The 19,368-nt window shown below is 42.7% G+C and carries 14 protein-coding genes; 4 read left to right on the forward strand and 10 right to left on the reverse strand.

The features are described from left to right. Nucleotides 1-34 precede the first annotated feature (34 nt). Entirely contained in the window at nt 35-289 is a 255-nt protein-coding gene (locus tag D4L85_RS16220) for a DUF6520 family protein (protein WP_119755277.1), read from the forward strand. A 603-nt stretch (nt 290-892) separates the two neighbouring features. Next, nucleotides 893-1,411 (forward strand): RNA-binding protein, encoded by a 519-nt coding sequence (locus tag D4L85_RS16225; RefSeq protein ID WP_160143775.1) that lies wholly within the window; start codon nt 893-895, stop codon nt 1,409-1,411. 238 nt (nt 1,412-1,649) lie between these two features. Here the strand turns inward: D4L85_RS16225 and D4L85_RS16235 are convergent, their stop codons facing one another. From D4L85_RS16235 to D4L85_RS16265, 7 genes are all read right to left on the reverse strand, one after another. Beyond that, nucleotides 1,650-2,387 carry a hypothetical protein gene (locus tag D4L85_RS16235; protein WP_119755280.1) on the reverse strand — a complete coding sequence of 246 codons (738 nt, stop codon included), beginning with the start codon at nt 2,385-2,387 and terminating at the stop codon, nt 1,650-1,652. After that, nucleotides 2,384-4,021 carry a hypothetical protein gene (locus D4L85_RS16240; RefSeq protein ID WP_119755281.1) on the reverse strand — a complete coding sequence of 546 codons (1,638 nt, stop codon included), beginning with the start codon at nt 4,019-4,021 and terminating at the stop codon, nt 2,384-2,386. Before D4L85_RS16240 ends, D4L85_RS16235 begins: the two co-directional genes overlap by 4 nt. A gap of 179 nt (nt 4,022-4,200) precedes the next feature. Continuing rightward, nucleotides 4,201-5,529, reverse strand: coding sequence for a TlpA family protein disulfide reductase (locus tag D4L85_RS16245; RefSeq protein WP_160143776.1), 1,329 nt, complete (start codon nt 5,527-5,529; stop codon nt 4,201-4,203). Nucleotides 5,530-5,599: 70 nt separating this feature from the next. Beyond that, complete coding sequence (locus tag D4L85_RS16250; RefSeq protein ID WP_119755283.1) at nt 5,600-6,997, reverse strand: RagB/SusD family nutrient uptake outer membrane protein; 1,398 nt, start codon at nt 6,995-6,997, stop codon at nt 5,600-5,602. Between the two features lie 12 nt (nt 6,998-7,009). After that, a complete protein-coding gene (locus D4L85_RS16255) occupies nt 7,010-10,330 on the reverse strand; it encodes a SusC/RagA family TonB-linked outer membrane protein (protein WP_119755284.1) in 3,321 nt (1,106 codons plus the stop codon). A gap of 189 nt (nt 10,331-10,519) precedes the next feature. Continuing rightward, nucleotides 10,520-11,494, reverse strand: a complete 975-nt coding sequence (locus D4L85_RS16260; RefSeq protein ID WP_119755285.1) for a FecR family protein — start codon at nt 11,492-11,494, stop codon at nt 10,520-10,522. 204 nt (nt 11,495-11,698) lie between these two features. After that, nucleotides 11,699-12,271: a sigma-70 family RNA polymerase sigma factor gene (locus D4L85_RS16265; RefSeq protein ID WP_119755286.1), complete on the reverse strand. Its 573-nt coding sequence runs from the start codon at nt 12,269-12,271 to the stop codon at nt 11,699-11,701. A gap of 372 nt (nt 12,272-12,643) precedes the next feature. Here D4L85_RS16265 and D4L85_RS16275 point away from each other — a divergent pair, with 372 nt between their 5' ends. Further along, nucleotides 12,644-13,150 carry a helix-turn-helix domain-containing protein gene (locus tag D4L85_RS16275; protein ID WP_119755288.1) on the forward strand — a complete coding sequence of 169 codons (507 nt, stop codon included), beginning with the start codon at nt 12,644-12,646 and terminating at the stop codon, nt 13,148-13,150. A 7-nt stretch (nt 13,151-13,157) separates the two neighbouring features. Here the strand turns inward: D4L85_RS16275 and D4L85_RS16280 are convergent, their stop codons facing one another. After that, nucleotides 13,158-14,018: a HEPN domain-containing protein gene (locus D4L85_RS16280; RefSeq protein ID WP_160143777.1), complete on the reverse strand. Its 861-nt coding sequence runs from the start codon at nt 14,016-14,018 to the stop codon at nt 13,158-13,160. Nucleotides 14,019-14,237: 219 nt separating this feature from the next. On the opposite strand from D4L85_RS16280, the gene D4L85_RS16285 reads away from it, so the two are divergent. Beyond that, complete coding sequence (locus D4L85_RS16285; protein WP_160143778.1) at nt 14,238-16,121, forward strand: DUF262 domain-containing protein; 1,884 nt, start codon at nt 14,238-14,240, stop codon at nt 16,119-16,121. Nucleotides 16,122-17,055: 934 nt separating this feature from the next. On the opposite strand, the gene D4L85_RS16295 is transcribed toward D4L85_RS16285, so the two are convergent. Both D4L85_RS16295 and D4L85_RS16300 read right to left on the reverse strand, forming a co-directional pair. Then, nucleotides 17,056-18,216, reverse strand: a complete 1,161-nt coding sequence (locus D4L85_RS16295) for a hypothetical protein (RefSeq protein ID WP_119755292.1) — start codon at nt 18,214-18,216, stop codon at nt 17,056-17,058. Nucleotides 18,217-18,319: 103 nt separating this feature from the next. Further along, nucleotides 18,320-18,880 carry an RNA polymerase sigma factor gene (locus tag D4L85_RS16300; protein ID WP_119755293.1) on the reverse strand — a complete coding sequence of 187 codons (561 nt, stop codon included), beginning with the start codon at nt 18,878-18,880 and terminating at the stop codon, nt 18,320-18,322. Nucleotides 18,881-19,368 lie beyond the last annotated feature (488 nt).

Below are 19,368 nucleotides of genomic sequence, written 5' to 3' on the forward strand. Positions count from 1 at the left end.
AAGAGTAGGCATAGTGATTAAAACCAATTTAATTATGAAAACTGCAAGAATTTTTCTGAGCATTATTGCGCTGTTGTTGGGATTTGCCGGTGCGGTGACTTCCAAAACCATGACCGACATTACCAATCATGGTGTCATCCAGAACACGTCAAATCAGTTCGCGACGATTGAGGCGAATGTTTGCGACAACGATTTGAATGGTGGGGCGCAATGTACGTTGCAAAACGGAAGTGCGTCCAATGCCTATAAGGTGTCAGCTCCTTCCAAACCATTGTTCCGGCCTTCTTAACCTAACCTGCATAGGGCTGGCAATAGCCAGCCCTATTTTATTGGCCACGCTATGAATCGTCACACTAGGCAGATTTGCTTTAGAATCGGAAGCGCGCTACTCGGTGGTGTGGGATTGGTATTCCTGCTACACTGGTACAGCATTTGGAATCGTGGTTACGTTGGAGGCGGCTTTATTCGGAATTATATTCCGGCACCCTTGTCTACTTCTTCGTCTGTGAACCTTGAATTTAATTCCTTCTATATTGCTGGTTTAACGAAGGACAGCATATATCTAGGTAACCACACCGCGCCTTTGACAGTTAAGGTCCTTGACTGGAAGTTGGCGGACGGGTCGGTAAAACGCCTTAGATTACGGCCGCCGGATAGCTTGTATCGGGGTTCTGTTAGATTGCATGTTGAGCCGTCATCATCTTATTATGTGTTGAATGGCCGAACCGGAAGAATATACTTTAGATCTCCAATGGACTCAATAGCGGATGAACTCTTCAGGGAGCGCTTATATTTTAAAAATGCAATTCCGATAGATGCTCGATCTTTTATATTGAAATCGGAAAGCTCCCAAACACATCGAGATATACTTATTAAGCAAACAAATCGAACGATGTCTGTCGATACGACGATATTGGAGCGTCAAATTGATGGTGTATTTTGTACGGACGGCATGTTGCACTATTCTCCTGTGTTAAGGAGGGTGGTCTATGTCTATTACTATCGAAACCAGTATATACTTGCCGATACAAACCTTGCCCGGGTAAACCGCTTCAGAACGATTGATACGACCAGTCGGGCAAGAATTAAGGTTTCGATTATTGACTCCGATGGTTCAACCACGCTTGGTGTGCCACCTGTCGTTGTAAATCGAAGGAGTTGTGTTTTTGGCGTTTGGTTGTTCATTCAATCGGGCCTTGTCGGGGACAACGAAGATCCGAACGATTTGAGTCGTTATGCGTTGATGGATGTATACAATTTAGCTACTCATCAATACAAGTTTAGTTTTTATCTACCCTTTGCGGGTAGGAATCAACTCACCTCGTTTGCTGTTTTTGAAAATCGTATCGCGGCAGTGTATGGCCAGCACTTATTTGCTTATGAAATGAGACCAGATGCCTTTTGGGACTGAGTTTCAGTCTGGTGGAAAGCAAATTTCACGACATATGCCATTTTTTGTACACACTTCGACTTTTTTCTGGTGTGGCTTACATATAAGGGCCTCTCTTCGACGAATTTTAACAAATTCAACTTCAAAGTCATTCAGACCATTTTCCTTCAAATGCGAATTCAATAGCTTTACTATTCCGTTGTCGGTAATGAATCGGTCTATAACCTTCTTTTCATCATTTTCTAGTTTTGGCATAGGTTTATTGATTAACAGTTAGTAGTAGAGAATCTTTAACGTTTGTCTTCGCGCCGACGTCATTGAGGACGGTCACTCTGATTTTAATGTTCGTTCCAATGGGGTAAAAAGGTGCGCCATAGTAACTTGTGACATATGACGTATCACTGGAAGCCAGCTGTAGTTGCCTGTATCTTCCGTTGGCTTTCGTTCCGTCCTGGAGAAAATCTTCAAAGGCCACTTTTGCGCCTTTGGACACATTTTTTCCTTTGTCATTTTTTAACAGCCCTTCCAATCGCACCTCGGTCAAAAAATTTCCGGAGAGACCTAAGGCTGAAGCTTCCAGGTGAATTGTAGCCGGAGATGATTTAACAGCTTCAATGGTGTCGGATACTATAAAATCCTTTATCGGGCTATCGAATTCCGGCTGAACGGATATTCCAATTTTACCTGGACTGACGGGTGCGCGCAGGGTCGCGGTTGCTGTAAGGAGCCCATCTAGGAATTCTGCCTTTGCTGTATATTTTGAGGTTGATGAAGAAGTGAAGGTGCCGGCGGTTGTGGCGAAGATTACACTGCGTCTGTCAGCACTTGATCTGTCGTTAAGGTTGACCGTTATTTTTATTGTTGATTGCCCGTCTGCTGGAGTTTCCTTTTCTTCTAATTTCAGATTGTATAACACGTCGCCGACTTCGACATTTTCATCGCAGGTTATCATGACGCCCGATATGAGTATGATTGCTACTAGTGTTCTTTTCATCATTTTAATACCATTGAAGTGATGTCCTTAATGCTTTGAATAAAATCTATGTCCACGGAAAGTGAAATATAGGATCCCATGACAGTAACTTTTTCAGAAATTAATGGGTCGCGTGAATTTCGTCGTACCAGGGATATGCCGGCGCTTGCTTTGAACGCTCTTTTAAATCGGATGGCCGGTCCAATCAACAGCGAGTTACTGGTTAAGAAATTGTCAAAATCCTTGTTGGTCATACCGCCAACAGTAAGTCCCACATTTAAGGACAGTTGCTGAAGAATGGTCTTGCGCGCCAGTACAGCGTAGTCAGGCCCATATACAGTATCGGTGCCGTTGATGATGCATCGTCTATTCAAGGGCGGGCTGTATTGGGTGAAGTCTTTCGGGAACTTATTGCGACGTGTATTTTTGTCGATAGGTCGAAAATAGATGCTTACGCCGTAGTAAAGTTTGGGGATGTTTACCGCTGAGGACGTAACACCAGGAACAATCATGTTCGTTAGACCAGCATCTACAAAAAGCACATTCCCGCCCTGGGTTTTTAAATCGCTGGCAAGGGTATTGCCTGCTAGGTATATTCCTTGCGCGAGGTGGCCGATAGAATCAACTCGTGTATCAAGGCGTTTGATGGTGTTGCCAATAAATTCACTATTTAGTATTGTTTGTGAGAGAGCTGTAGCAACGTTGGCGCGGATGGTGGCAAAGGTGACGGTACGTCTATTGATGGAGATGGCGTCGATGCCGTGGGTGCGAATCAGGTCTAGACGACGGAGGAGACTATCAAGAAGGGAGATATTTGATTTTAGTGCTAGCTGGCGTTTAAGAAGATCAAGGGGCTTAATTTGAGGCTCTCTCGCGTAGACGTTTCGGATATCGATCAGGCCTATTGACCAAGGCGGCAGTGTTGGTCGGTTTATCAGGGCCTGGAAATATTTGCCGTCCTTGAATTCGTCGACGACGCTGTCAGAAGCAATGCCTATCGCCTGAATCTCAACCTCTGTCAAAGTTAGGGTTGATATTTGGTAATTTGCTGGACGAAGAATTTGCCCATAAAGTGGTAATAGGCTCGTATTAAAAAATGGTTGATATTGAACGACTGTAAGCCAGTCCGTATAAGTTCGATTGAAGTTTTTGCCTATGGTGCTTAAAATGAATTGCTGGTATTTGGCGTTTGCGTTGGCACGACGAACCAGTAGCGTATCAACCTCTCTTAGAAGGGTTCTGCTTTCCACTGAAAGCTTTGTAATAACATTGACGTCAAATAGCTGGTTTGGTTTTAAGGGAGGAAAGAAAATGAGTAGTGATTCACCGGAGTTGTCAAAATAAAGCGTTGCGTCTTTTACGGAGGCAAGAAAAGTATTGGTCCGGCAAGTAACTTGATTTTGAACTAAGGATCTCTGTCCATTTTGGACTTGTGCTTCGTAGAGATCTACCTGGAGCACGTCTTTTACGGGGACCTTGCTTACCTCCAACGTAAATGAGCGATCGAAAGGTATTGGCTTATCAGGTTTTTGTGTTAAGACATCAAACTTGATGGTTTCCTCTGAATATATAGAGGACTGTGAATGGACAGGATTTGCCAAGCAAATCACAGAAATGTAAGTAAGGATAGCTGCCTTACATGTAGAGCATACTTTCATGAGAGGGGTATTAAGCACAAAAAGCCCATCCTTTCTCACTTGTTTGCAAGTGAATGAAAAGATGGGCTCTTGTGGTGAAGATGGCGATTTTAGTTCAGAATTGCAATACCTCTAAACAGCCGCGGAATGGCTTTATTGGAATGGTTGAGGAAAGGGTATGGAGGGGTACCCATTTTGCATCAATTAGCAAATTGAACGCCTGGTTGAGGCTTAAAGTAGTCAGTCTCATAGATAACGAGAATGTCAACTTCTCTGGGCTGCAATGTAAATTGGAGTCCGTACTTGTTTAAGGCTCGATTTAAATCTTGATGATTGACTACGTTAGCCTCGGCTATTATATTTCCAACCTTGCCTTTATATCCCGTTTCGTCGATTAACGGATATGGGCTATGATGGTATTCGGTAGCCAACATTGCGTCCAAGAATTCCTTAAAAGTAACATTGTTTAGATGAACGCCTGTGGGCCGTATGGCGGCCATGGTTTCACCATTCAGAAAGGGGAATTTTGATGTGTCTGTTGCGGCCAGTACAAGACATAGTTTTCGTTGCTTACTCCAGTAGCATTCGACACCAAAATATTTTTTTATATCGACGACCATCATAGAGCGAAGGATGCTGGGTGCCTTTGGTTTTTTGGAGTACAGCTGATATGTATAAAAATTCTTTAGTTTGAGTTCATCGTTTACCCTAATCATATACTGTGCCGTGTCCTTTACCTTTAGGACTACCCGGCTTGCAGGGAATAGGTTCAATGAGCCAAGTCGGTCTGTTTCTCTTTTATGAAGAAACCGAAACATGGTAATCATGGTCGAGTTCGAAATCGTGCCACTAGTGCTATCGATCGAAAATTCTCCTGTAAGACCAGGAAAATACTCTGACAATATAGATTGCCATTGCACAAAATCCCCGTCACCGCCATTTGATTTTATGAAAAGCGGCTTGGCGAAGTCTACTCTATACTTCACGCCGTCTTTTTGCGGCATAGAGATAGCGCGTCCCTCTGCTAATGCACCCAGGTTGACCGCGTTCAATTGGTCGCCGCTTGTAATGGCCATCAGTTTTCCTGCTGTATCGATCCACACTAAATGAGGAATTGAATTCCTCGGAAATAGAACGTTGAGATCGCGATCAAGACATACAGTAGGAAGCGTCATGTCGACATGAGAAATCTTGCGCTGTGCAGTCAGAATGTCTTGTACCGCTTTTTTGTCCTGCGATTCGTTCACCAGTATTATTTGAACATGGTTTTTGAATTGTTCCTGCAGGTGAAGAAGCTTGGGCCAGCCTTGTATACTTGACGCGCAGCCATCATTCCAAAAATACAGTATAACGGTTTTACCCTTGAATTTGGTAAGGTTCTCTGTCGAGGAATGGTAGTTGATTAGGTTTTTGACGGTGATGGCGGGAAGCTGATCACCTAGTTTGAACTTGCTTTTTGGTGGAGAGGTCTGCGCTGAGATCGTTGCGTGCGCGAATAGAGTGCAAAGTATTGTGATCAGATATTTCATTTTGAAAATAGAGTTAAAGGCAGCTCCTATGAAAGCGCTGCCGAAATTGGGCATATATTGGTGAAGTGGCTTAGTATCCCGGGTTCTGTGGGAGCAGGTTCTGGTTGTTTTGAATTTCCTGTAGAGGTACAGGGTATAGGACATCGGATGATTGCCAGGATGATCCGAATTTGTCCGCCAGTATTTGATCTGCCCTGTTGGTCCTTTTAAGGTCAAACCAGCGATGTCCCCATTCTGAAAACAATTCGACTCGTCGTTCTTGTTCAATGGCCAATAGGAGGTCAGGTTGTGTTATCGCGGGATGGGTATCCTGTAACAATGGGAGGGATGCCCTTTGCCTGATACCGTCGATATCGACTAGGGCTGCCTGGATTTTATTTTGGTGTGCGCGCGCTTCAGCGCGAATAAGGTATTGCTCACCTATCCGAAGTATCATGGAGTACTCCGATAGCTCGGTTTCGCCGGTCTTTATTTTGTATTTAAACGGGAAAAAGAATGTATTCGCTTCTACCTGAAGGCTACCTGTCCAATGAGATTTTCGCAAGTCATTTTCTTCAAAGGTTTCTATTAGGTCTTGGGAAAGCGATACTTCGGAAGGCATTCCGGTAAGGACAAACATGGAGCCTTCGTTAGTGGCAAAAGATCCCTCTGGCGGTATAAGTTGCCAGATGGCTTCATTGCTATTCTTTAGGAATACCTTGTCAATATCATTTTCAAGCTGAATGGTGGATTCCAATACCAACGTAGCTTCGGATTCTGCTTTTTCCCACTCATGTTGGTATAGGTAAACTCTGGCAAGCATGGCTATTGCTGCCAGTCTATTGGCACGTGTTTTTTGTCCATCGGATACTGTGTAATCGTCTGTTAAAGATGCTTTTGCCGATAGCAAATCGTCGACGATTTGGATATACACCTCATCGGCGGACGATCTTGCCTTGATGCTGTTCAATCTGTAGTCGGTAGTAGTAACTAGCGGGACGTTCTGAAATAAGTTGACCAGGTAAAAATAGAAGAACGCACGCAAGAATTTGGCCTCACCTGCAAATCTTGTTTTTGCGGCTACGGAGAGGGTGGAGGACTTTGAGACCCCTTCGATGATCGCGTTTACATCATAGATGTACCGGTAAGCTTCTTTCCAGATGTACTCATTGACATAGGTATTGTTTTCGGTGAGCTCGTTTGCAGCGAATTCGGAAGGGGCATTCGGTGCGTAGTTGATAAAATCATCAGCCGACCTTCCGGCTAGGGAGGTAATGCTCGAAAGGCCCCCACTGACGAAGCCTGCGGAGTTTGTCATAGCGCTATAAATTCCAAGTATGGCTGCGTTAGCCGTGGCTTCATCTTCAAATACCGCGGTGCTTCCGATTTGAGTAGTTGGTTTTTCTACGTCCAGAAAATCGACGCATGATTGAAGTACGAATGCGGCTGCAAGAACGATGGCTGAAGTTTGAATAATATTTCTTTTCATGGTCCTGTTCAATTAAATAGAAATTTGAAATCCGATAGTGATAGTGCGAAGAGGCGGAAGCATTGTTTGACTTTGTGTTTCCGGACTAAGCCCTTTGTACTTGGTCCACGTGAATATATTTTGTCCCTGAGTGTACAGTTTTCCACCTTTCATGTGTAATCTTCTCGCCATCGTCTGAGGGAATTCCCAGGCGAAATACAAATTCTGTAGTCTGATAAAGGAAGCGTCAGTTATTGAATTGTCGCCAGCGTACGTGCTGGTAGAATATAAACTAGATCCTTTGGAGGAATAGGAGCTGGTGAACATTTGAAACTCCGAAACGTCGCCTGGCTTTTGCCATCGACTTAAGACGTCGGTCATTTGGTTGCCCTTCCGACCAGGAACAACAAAAGCAGGGCTGGCCATGTATGAGTATCCTGTTTGTTTAACAAATTGAAGGAATATACTAAGCTGGAACCCTTTGTAGGAGAGTGTATTTTGAATGCCGCCATAGTAGTCTTGAGTGATTTGTTTTATGGCTTGCAGGTCCGCGGGATAGTTGGTTCCGACGCCATTACTATTCTTGTCTTCAAAAGTGATTAATCCGGTTTGGGTATCAATGCCTGTGAAATGGTATCTTTTTTTGATGTAGAGAGACTTTCCAACTTCATAGGTGTTGGCATAGGATGATCCTTGAAGGTTGGGATACTCCAAAAGCTTGTTGCGAGGGAATGTCAGATTGGCAGATGCAGTCCAGAGGAAGTCCAGGTGCTTCACGTTAATGGATTGCAATTCTATTTCCAGTCCAGAGTTTTGAACCGTAGCCGGGAAATTTGATTGAATGGAATTAAACCCAGTGATGGAGGGCAGTGCTAGGCCGACAAGTTGGTTGGAAGATCTGTTATTGAAGTAGCTTGTCGAGACTTGTAACCTGTTATTGCAAAGCCCAAGGTCCAATGCGACTTCGAGTTTTTTATTGTTCTCCCAAGAATAAATGGCATTTGCCAGGCGTGCTGGAACGATACCGGTTTTGCCCTGATAGGTGTTGTAGGTCGCCTGGTAGGTATCAAGGTATTGGTAGTCTCCAATTTGGTCACTTCCTGTAATACCATAGCTGGCGCGGAGTTTGCCAAAGGTTATGACACTATTTTCGAGGAGGAAATTTTCGTTGCTGAAAATCCATCCAACGCCAATGGCGCCAAAATTGGCAAACCTGGATTCAGGTCCAAATCGACTCGATCCATCACGTCTTGCGGTAAGGTTGAGAAGATATTTTTTGTCCCAGTTAAGATTTATGCGTCCGAAAATAGCATTGTATCGATAGGTTATATCTCTTGTTTCGACCACGCTTAAGGACGCTGCAGACATCAAATCCTTCAAGACGGCATTGCTGGTGTAACCATAGGCCTCGACGTCGTTGCCCAATTGTCTGTTCTGAAGAAATGTTGTGCCGATCAAAACATTTAGAACAGCCTTTGCAAATGGTCGGGAGTATTCAATTTGTGGCTCTACGTTCCAGGTTCTGATGCTCCCGGTACTGAAGACTGAGATTGCTGTATTAATGCCATATGCCGGATTTGTCGTGCCAATTGGGAAAGCTGAAAACTCTTTGACCTGCGTGTCGGTGAATCCAAGATTACTTTTTACAAATAGGCCAGGGATAATTTGATACTTCAGTGACAGCGAAGAAATCAAATTGTTTGTTTTTCCCTCATAAGGCTTTTGTAGAAATGCGTACGGATTTTCCCATGAGGAATTCTCCCAGTTAAGTGATCCGTCTTCGTTGAAAGGCACTGGAGTATTGGGAGGTAATGTGATGTACCGTGTGATATCATTGCGCAGCAAATTGTTGTTATCGAACAGGTAGGACCCTGAAAAGTTGAACGAGAATTTCCCGTTGGTCGGATTGTGATTGAGATTTACATGACCTGAGATCTTTTGGTCATTGAAATTTCCGGGGAATACTGTGGATTGTCTGAAATATCCGCCGCCAATCAGGAATTGTGTGTCTTTGGTGCCTCCGGATATTGATACTTTCGCATTTGTCGCATAGGCTGTTCCTCCAATAAGCTCACGTTGCCAGTCCGTATAGCGGGTTGAATCCCAAAGTTTAAGATCGGGATCGAGGAATCCGGGCTCTGTCTTGTCGTTCCTCAAGGCTTCCTTTCTCATTTCCAAGTATTGTGGCGTGGAAAGAAGGTCTAAAAAGTGGCCGACTTTACTGAATCCCGAGTAGATGCCAACGTCGACTTTTGGCTTTCCGTCTTTGGCCTTTTTGGTTGTTATCAAGATAACGCCGTTTGAACCGCGGGCACCGTAAATCGCGGTGGCGTCAGCGTCTTTCAAGACTTCGATGTTTTCGATGTCATCCGGGTTGAGCGCGGTAAAGGGATTTCCATTCGGGATGACTTCGCTGCTGGCAGCGCCGGCGAAGGAGACACCATTGTAGGGCACGCCGTCAACGATGTACAGCGGTTCATTTCCATCGGCGCGCAAGCTATTCTGGCCTCTTATTCTGACTACAAATCCACCGCCCGGCATGCCTGACTGTTGTTGAATAACAACACCAGGCATTCGTCCTTGCAGTGCCTGCAACGGATTGGAGATAGGTTGCCGGCTGATCTCCTCTGAGGTTACGCGCGAAATATTTCCGGTACGTTCAGTATTCTTGACTTCCCAGTAACCAGCATTGATCACCACCTCGCCAAGACTCTTGATGTCTTCTTGCAGTATGACATTAATAGTGGTGTGATTGGCGACCTGAATTTCCTGCGTTGAATATCCGATGAAGGAAAAAACGAGAACATGGTCATTTTCCGCCTCTATAGAGAAGTTGCCGTCCTTGTCGGTAGTGGTTCCATTGGTTGTTCCCTTGATCACAATATTGACTCCAGCCATCGGCACATTGTTGAAATCTGTAACTTGTCCGGTAATAATAATTGTTTCAGCGCTTGTCATTGTCAGCGGCGCTGTTAGTGGTCCCTTTTTTACCGGACTTTGTTTTTTTAGAAAAACCATGTTGTCTTGCTCGCGGATCTTGTAATCAATGCGGCGGGTACCAAAAAGATCATTAAATATTGTGCGCAAAGGTTGGTCCTGCACGTTGATGCTAACTTTTTCTATTGGAATGATTACATTAGAACTATAAGCAAATTTTAACCCGGTCATTGCCGAGATTTCATCAAGGGCTTCTACAATATTGATATTTTCTACATTAAGTGTAATTTTGGTTTCCAGGATTTGGGCGTGATTGTCGATGGCCATGGAAACGCCGCTAAACGTCAGGATAATTAGCCATTGAAACATACACATCCTCATGAGCCAAAAGAGTTTTTCCGTACAGAAAATCTTCATAACTTTAAGTGTTTTGTAATAGGTTCGTGATTGGACTTGAACAAAGCACCCTCTCTCTGGCCCGTGCAAGGGCTGGAAATTTTAAAGGAGGGCGATAAACAGGAGTGGTCGAATCACTCCTGTTTTTTATTTAATGGAGTCTGGGTGGTGGACGCTTGTGAACAGGCATTTGCTTAGTGGTTTAGGTTTTTAAGGGGTGGGGCATCCAGGTCCGGTGGTGGTGATATTCTTTCCAACAACCTCAAATTTGAGGGCTACGATTTCCTCAATTGTTTCCAGTGAACGTTCAAGGGACTGATCAGTGAGATCTGCCGTAACTTGGCAGGTGGAGGCTGCTTCGTTTGCCTTAATGGAGATGTTAAATTTTTTCTCCAGGCATTTGAATACTTCCTTCAACGCTACATCTGAAAAAGCCATGTTGTATTCGGTGCCTTTCGTAATGGTTAGGACTTCTTCGGCCACCATTGGTGACTTCTCAATGGCGCCATTTTGTTTCAGCACCGCCTTTTGCTTCGGTTCAATATTAATACCAATAGCGTTGGAAGCTGTTGACACATTGACCTTTCCGGTTAAGACTTTAACCTCAAAGTGACCATTGTTCGTTTTAAGGTTGAAACTCGTTCCCAAAACTTTTACGTTGGCGCCATCGCACTGAATGAAGAAAGGATGGTTAGGGTCCTTTGCAACCTCAAACAATCCCTCGCCACTTAATTCACAATAGCGCGTTCCATTTGATGATTTGTAATAATAGGACAGTTTGGTATTTGCTTGAAGCCAGACTATGGTGCCATCTTCAAGAATGAATTTCTCCATATTCAAGCCTGCTCTGTAATTTGTGACTTCTGGGGCGATGAGTTTCCAGACAGAGTAAACGAAAAGGGTGACTACGACTATAGATGCGGCAATGCGGAATGCCCATCCGATGATGGAGTTTTTCTTTCGTTGATGTTTAAGTGGATTGAAGGATTCTATTTCTTTGGTATTGTCCCTCTTGCTGACTATTCGTTGGTATAGTTGTTCTTCATCATCCTGACTAAGATCCATGTCATGAGTGTCTTCTGTTTTCATGATATCAAGCCAGGCCTCTATCTTTACTTTTTCTGATTCAGAGACATTACCTGTCAAATACCGTTTAAGCAGATCGTCAAAATTTGATTTTTCCATGGCAAGAATGTTTGGTTACAACTTTATCCTAGAATAAAATGCCTTACCGTAAACATGACAGTATGGGTGGAAAACCCACCGAGAAGGGAGGAATTTTATTGCTTACCGATTAATTTACCGGATTTGGAGTAAAAAATGGTGATAGATTGCAAGAATTTGAAGGGATACATTTCAACCGTTTTAGAAATGCAGGAACGGCTGAATTTATATTGTCAGCTTCCTTTTTCGGGAAGTGGCATAGGACGCCCGGAGGTGGTTAAGGGCTGTTACCATGTAGTTTTCGACTGCGGTTTTCTTGATATTCATCCGCTTAGCAATGTCTGCATTGGAAAGATTTTCAATCAATCGGAGCTTTATGGCTTGCTGGCAACGTTCGGGTAGCTCGGATAAACCGTTGTCGATAATGTTTTGAATAATGGATGGTTCTTTTTCGACGTCATCCATACTATCGTACACGGCTTCGAAGAACTTGTAGTGTTCTTCGTATTTTCGTTTGACAAGTGAATGGTGAAAGTACCGGATCACTTTGTACTTGACCATTCCGAATAAGTATGCCTCTAGTGCGGTGAGGTGAGTGAGTTTTTCGCGTCTGTTCCAAATGGACTCAAATATGTCTTGAACAATTTCCTCGCAGTCCTCCTTGACGGAAATGCTTTTGCGAGCGTAAGTATAAAGCTTGCCGGCGTAGCGTCTATAAATTGTGTTAAAAGCTTGTTCATGGCCGTTAATAAACAGCGTCAACAGTTCCATGTCGGTATGGTCCAGGAGAATCTTCATACCGTATACAGATTTTGGAAAGGGGGGCAGTTAAAGCCTCGCTTGTCATCAGGAATGAACAACGTGGGCACTAAGCGAGTGAATTTTTTCCAGCGGGAGATAGCTGTATAGACAACTATGTGTGGTGTACATAGAGGAATAGGTGCGGTGCCTTGCTTACCATCATTACTGAGGCCTGAGAAAATACCCGGGTACGCCAGTAAGCAAAAGGCATCCGCACCTAATGAGGCTGATATTTTTGCTATGTGTGTCATAATCTCATTCTGTTGTTTCTCAGGCATCAGTAGATGAGATTGTGCTCTAAACATAATAAAAAAAAATCGTTGGGGCAAACCCCATGTTAAATAGCCGATTCCAGACCGATTTTGATGTGTGGCAAAACGTGAATTGGAACCAGATTTAGGCTATCAAAAAGCCTTTGGAAATCGTGTGCGAGAACTGAGAGAAAAGGTGGGCTGGACGCAAGTCGATTTATCCATTTATTCAAAAGTAAGTGATTACCAAATCTCTGTTATAGAAAATGGTCACGAAGCCGCTAATCTCCAGACAATTAAAGCAATTGCTGCTGCGTTAGGCAAACTTCCGTCAGAATTGCTAGACTTTAAGTATCCCATTAAATTAAACAATTCCTTTCCAAAGAAGCCAAAGGAAAAACTTGGCACAACCGGACATATACAGAAATTATTTTCGGAAGGTTATTTTGTGGATCCAAAATCAGTTAAAAATGTAATTGAGTACGTTTTTGAAGTGACCGGAACAAAACTGGTCAGTAAAGACACATCAGGTGCGCTTCTAGTTTTTGCAAAAAACAAATTGCTAAGAATAATCAGGCGAGAAGGAAGGAATCTCTATCAGTCAATCAAAAAAGCAAAATCGTAACGACCGCTTAGCCTAAAGAGTCAATCTTATTCCGACAAATCTTTTCAACAAGCGAAACCATCGTTTTGACCCGATCAATTAAGCTGGCCAATTCTTCTCTGGTAATGACATAGTCCTCTTTGTACCTGGCGTCTATATACCCACGTTTTAACAAATCAAAAAGGTGTTCTTCTTGCTTATCCGATTCTACTTTAAATATCAAAAATAACGCCTCTGAATATTGCTTAGTTTTCTTTCTTAATTTCCAAAGATTATGCACACGTGGTTTATACCCTGTGAAGACAAGAAGAAGGGCATAATACAGTGACTCAGCAGCTTGATGAAGGTTAAATGCCCCTACCTTCAGTCTATTTTCAACCAGACAGAAACCCGCCACAGTCAAAAAGTCTTCGTTCCTAGCAAACCAGATATTATAATAATCCTGAGCTTTACTTTTTTCCTCTTCGGCAGTGAGCATCCTGGGTGCAATAAAATCTGCGCTATCTTCAGTGGCATATAGAACTATGCCCTCACTGACAATTTCAGTAAAAAAATATTGCCCCCAACTCAATCCATCGTTAATATATGCCATTGAATGAATTTCTAGATTCACCGGCGGCTTGTACCGATCTACGCGATCCAGAATTGTGCTTTCCTGCAAATAGGGCTTTTCAGGACTTTCTTTTGTGACCACCAAAAAATCGTAGTCGCTTATATACTCGTTATCAATCCCATCCTTGGTATGATAGCGATGCTCGACAAAAGTGCCCTTCGCATAGCTTCCAAAAAGAATAATTTTTTCCGGCTGCACCACTTCCCTGATGATCTCAACGATGCGCGAAATCTCTTGCTGTTTATTCGGTGGCAGATGACTCAGGGATGTTTTCATCAGAAATATTAGATGGCTAAAATGGTGGAAAATCATTAAAACAATACCAAAAATAACCCTTGAAACGCAAAAAAAACTCCTTTTTCTTATAAAATCATCAAATTGACCTTTGAGGTGTCATGGCTTTAAACAATATTGTCATCGCGATTTTAGAAGTCCATCCGAAATTCCGTCCCGTTGGAGGTACGATTAACTAGTCCATACAAACTCACCAAGGATATGCCAGCAGTCGATCTATTTAATGTGTTTGCGGGAAGGATTTTTCGCATTCCTGATTTCCAACGTGGTTATGCTTGGGAGGAAAAACAACTTGTAGAACTTTGGGATGACATCGATGAACTCGTACTCGAAAATAATCAGTATCGAAAACACTATACAGGCACGTTGTTCCTCGAAAAAATTGAGCCGCAAGAGGATGAAAAATGGCTCAAAGGCACTCAGTTCTATCACGTCATCGATGGCCAACAACGGCTCACCACCATTTGCATCCTTCTTTTTGAGCTAATAAAAAAAGCGAAGGTTGGTTATAGCGAAATAAAGAAAGATGCTTTGACTGCCAAGTTCATTTTTGAAACCAATCTCTCGGGTAAAAGTAAAATATACAAGTTCAGCTACGAGCCAACGGGCAAGAACTCAACTTTCCTGTCACATACCATTTTTGAAGATTCCAGTATAATTAGTGACGTGGTTATGAACCTTTACACTAAAAATTTACTCAACGCCAAAACATTCTTTGCCATCAAGTTGGAAAAGCTTTTACCACAGCAGTTGGAAGCTATCTTTGAGAAAGTAACTACTTCTCTACAATTCGATGTGCGCGAAATCGACAATGATCTGAACGTGCAGGCGGTTTTTGAAACTCTTAACAACCGAGGTAAGGCGCTCTCTACATTGGAAAAACTAAAGAATCGCTTGATTTTTTTGAATGAAAAACTGCCTGACGATCGAGTGGACCAAAATACACTTCGTGACAAAATTAATACTGCGTGGGGTAAGATATATACAGCACTGGCACAAAATCCAATAAGCCCCCTGAATGAAGATGAATTTCTTTCGGCACATTTATCTTTATACAGAAGATCCAAGGAATCTGTATTCTCCGAGAAGGTAGCTGAGGAAAAAGTTTTTCAGATGTTTTGCAATAGAGCTCATCTTTTTGACCGTGATCAATCTGGCGAAAAAGAACAGCCAGTTACCTCTGAGAAAATCGAAGACTATATCATCAAATTATCAGAGGCAGCTCCATTTTGGTATGCCATTCACAACCCTGATCGCCCTATTCTTGAGAAAATACTGGTGCTCAACAATGGTAAAGATTTAAAGGTTTTCGTGCTATCACTATTGCACACACGCAACGAAGAGTCGATCACTCGAATCCTTGACAAAGTTGAAAAGTTGCTTTTCAGAACCCGGGTAATCTGGTTGTTTGACGAACGCACGATGGCTTCATGGGGCCACGACCTATACATAGGCAAGCAAAACCTCACTGCTCTTGAGGCGCAGATGGATGAACTGTTGGGCACGCCAATTCATAACGGGAATCTAATTGACACTATGAACATTTTATTCACATATGAACGAGGGGCAAAAGGATTCCACCGTTGGGGAGGATTGAAATATTTTTTATTCGAGTACGAAGACAATCTCAAGAAGAAAGCTGGCGAAAAGAATAGCAAAGTGAGCCTCTCCGATTACGATAGTACGACGATCGAACATATCATCCCGCAAAGTTTCCAGGAATTTTGGAGTACAGAAGTCAACAAGTTTCTCCTGGGGGCGGATTCCTCTAATCACGAAATGTCCATCAAGATACTTTTAAACACACTCGGTAACCTTACTATTCTTCGTGACGGCAAAAATTCTTCCGTTGGCAATAAAAGTTGGCAAGACAAGCGGGCCAGATTCCGCACGGGATCTTACAACGAAATTGATATAGCAGAAAAGGACATCTGGGATCATGCGGAAATTGTGGATCGTGGAATTAAGATGCTTGAGTTTATGGAAACAAAAGTGCACGGCCTCAAGCTGTCGAGCGTTGAGAAAATGAAACTACTTTTTTATCATGATTATGCCATCAATCAAAATGACGGCAATCCTTCCTGAACTCAACGCAGATGAGCCCCCCCAATTTGGCTAGTGTCAATCGGTTCTTTCTCTCTCTACTTTATTTTCAGGTATCTGCATTTGGCTGATTTGTATCGGTCACCTCGAAGATGGAGATTAAAGCCTTAATCCTGTCACAATAAACCAGGATTTCCGAGTTCATATTTGTTGGGAAAAACTATTCCTAAAGGATGAATTGCCCCTCTACAACAAAGGGAAGAAGAAGCCAGAAATTCGACACTGGTCTCAAATTTAAGCCCTCAACTTAAAGGGAATGGTGATTTTATTTTTGATTAAAAACCATATATATACCTGATCAGCCTATTGGATTTCCAAGGATTTCAAGGATATTGCTTTCGCGAATTTAGGAGCCCATCCAAGCATTTTGTGAATCTAAGGATCTGTCGATTGCGTTCAAGCAATGGGCGGCCGGTATAGCGAGTCCCTTTGTTTTATAGCCATTTCTGAATTCAGCCCCAAAAAAAAATTATTCTATGGCCGCTATGGGTTTTCGCTCTTTCGCGGCATATAACCCTGAAGGAACAAGATGGGGCCGGAACACCGACTTATGGATTTCCTTTGGTTAATAGGTTAGGTTAATGGAAATAGGTGTCCGGTCCTATTTTAAAAAAGACATTTCATGGAATGCTCCGAACGTTATGTAAAAGCTGATGGCCCGACTGAAATTGCTATCCTCCAGGCTGTACGAAGAAAAAAGCCTGGTGCTCCATCGGAATATAAATCATTTCTATTATTTGCAGAAAATTGAAGAATTTGAGTTTCTGATGGTACGCCTAAAGGAGGGTGAACGTCAGTGGCTTGATCTAAAAACCATACTTGAATTCGAGTACAGAATAGTTTTTGGACAATGGAAAAAGGATGTGCGATATCTCCGGACATACCTGCAAAACAGAAGTGGAGGTGTCTCGATTCTTTAGGTGCGGTCGATGTGTTGGATCATGGCCAGAAGCATATTTCTGACGGATTCCTTTGTCCCGCTCTCTACACTATAAAATTTGGATCTAAGGCTTCCCATGGAAATATTTTCGGATTTTTTTGTGGTAACAAATCGGACAATGAATGTCATAACCTGGCTTAGGTTGTCGTTGATAATGACCTTGGTCTCCAGAAATAATTTTAGTAAATAGGCCAACTGGGAGACCGAAGCTTCAAATTTTAGTTTAAACCCATCCATCATATTTCCGGAGGGAGGATCTGATCTTCGATTCGAAAGTTGTTGCAGGCGTTCCTGATATTCTAATTCGACATGGATATAATCGATAAGCTGACTTTTTAAAGAGGGAGCACCAAGATTGTAACCAATGCTAGGCTTTACCTGTGCTTGTGTGATTTTCTTGAGTTCAAAGGACAGTGTCTCGATCTTTTCTGTTCTGAATTCGGACGCATCTAGTAAGGACGATAAAAAATGTGCATGGTAGGTGAGGACACGCGTTGAATTATAATTCAGATAATACATTACTTGACGAAGTTCGTCATTCAGGGCATTTCCCTCAAGCGGCTTTTCAAGCAAGCGGGTTAGCTCCTTCTGTACTTCTTTGACATATAAGACTTTTCGATAGGTGATAGATTTTGCAGCGGTCCCTTCGATGATTTTTTTTAGAACATGCAAGAGGAGTTCCGTAAGGGTTATATCGGCATTTTTGCCTGCAAGCATTTTTTGAAGTTTACGTAGATTTACCTTAGTGTCTTTCCTGGAGATGAGAATGTAGCCCTCTGGTGCTTTTGCATCTTGATCAAAATATTTGGTAAAGTGCCGTTCGATGAAGGAAAGGAGGTCTTCAAAGCCATGGTACATGATCTGAAAAAATGGTGCTTTCTTATTGCTCTGATCAGATGAGGCCTGTGCGCTTTTGTCCATAAGTTGGATGAGCGCCTGCTGGTGATATTGAATATAGCGCTCCAGGTGTCGTTCGTCTTCAAAGTGGAATACTTCATGAATGAGAGTTTTCTTAATTCGCTCCACCTCTTGAAGGACCTGTTGCTGATAGGTCGGCAGATTGTCGACGCCTGTTACGCCCTCTGAAGAGAAGAGGCGTTCAAGTTCCTGTAGTTCATATTTTACATTTTGTAACATTGACCTGCCGAAATTGATAGTACGCGTAAACCCAAGAGCACAGCTTGTACGAAATATACTCTCATCTGGGAGGCGCAACCCTACCTCACATCTAATAAATATGTTATGCCTTCTCGTTCAGGTAGTGCCGAAGACGTTTTCGGGCTTTGGTCAGATTCTTTTCCACGGCTTTGATGGATATTTTGAGAGAATCTGCGATCTGGGCAATGGTCATGTCCGTATCGGCCCTGAGTAGAAAGCATTCCCGCTCACGAGGGGGAAAATTTTCGATTACCCTTCGCACATCTTCAATTATTTCCGCTTCAATCAGGGTATTTTCAAAAGCGTTTTGTGTTGTGATCCTCGCTTGTCCATTGCTGAATTTTAGCTTATCCAGGTTAAGTCGGATGTTGCGCCTGTAATGCGTTATGGATTTGTAGCGAACGATTTTTGTGAGGTAATGCTGAATCGATTTCTCATGATAATCGGTAAGTTGGAGGCTGATTTTCCAGAGGTGGTAAAAGGATTCTTGCACGATATCTTGGGCATCCTCGATATTGTGGGTAAGACTGTACGAAAGTTTTTGAAGATCTTGGTGATAAAGATCATGTAGAAGGGTTACGGCCTTTTTAGGATAAGAGCGCAATAACTTTCTAAATCGTTCATTGTCGATAACGGTTGACATCTATCAATTTTTATAGTGATCATCAATGACACTTTGTCGAGAATCGAAGAATTACCAAAACGTTTAATTGTGGAACCGGTGGGAGAACCGTGTGTTTATAATTTATTGGTACCTGAACTAAAAAATGACTCTATTACAATCGAGTCTGGCTGTAGATTTCATTTAAAATTTAACAAAACGTTCTGTCTAGTCAAACTATCAGGGGAATATTTCTAAGCTCTTAACATTTGTTAAGTAAATTTTATTTATGCAACCGATGGCGTTGGTGTTGAATTCGGAACAGGAAAAAGGTGAAAAAATGGAAATCACTGTGGAATAATATTTTTCTTAAATGATGGGTATCGAGTTTATATTTTGCTGTCCTTAAAACCACCTCTATGATCTATCTGGAAATAGAAACGTTACGTAAGCATCTGGGTTTCGTTTCAGCGCAAATCACAGCGGGTATACGTATGCATGGAATATATTTGTCGTTGCGAAGGGCCGGT

This window comes from Chryseolinea soli (assembly GCF_003589925.1).
Classification (GTDB): domain Bacteria; phylum Bacteroidota; class Bacteroidia; order Cytophagales; family Cyclobacteriaceae; genus Chryseolinea; species Chryseolinea soli.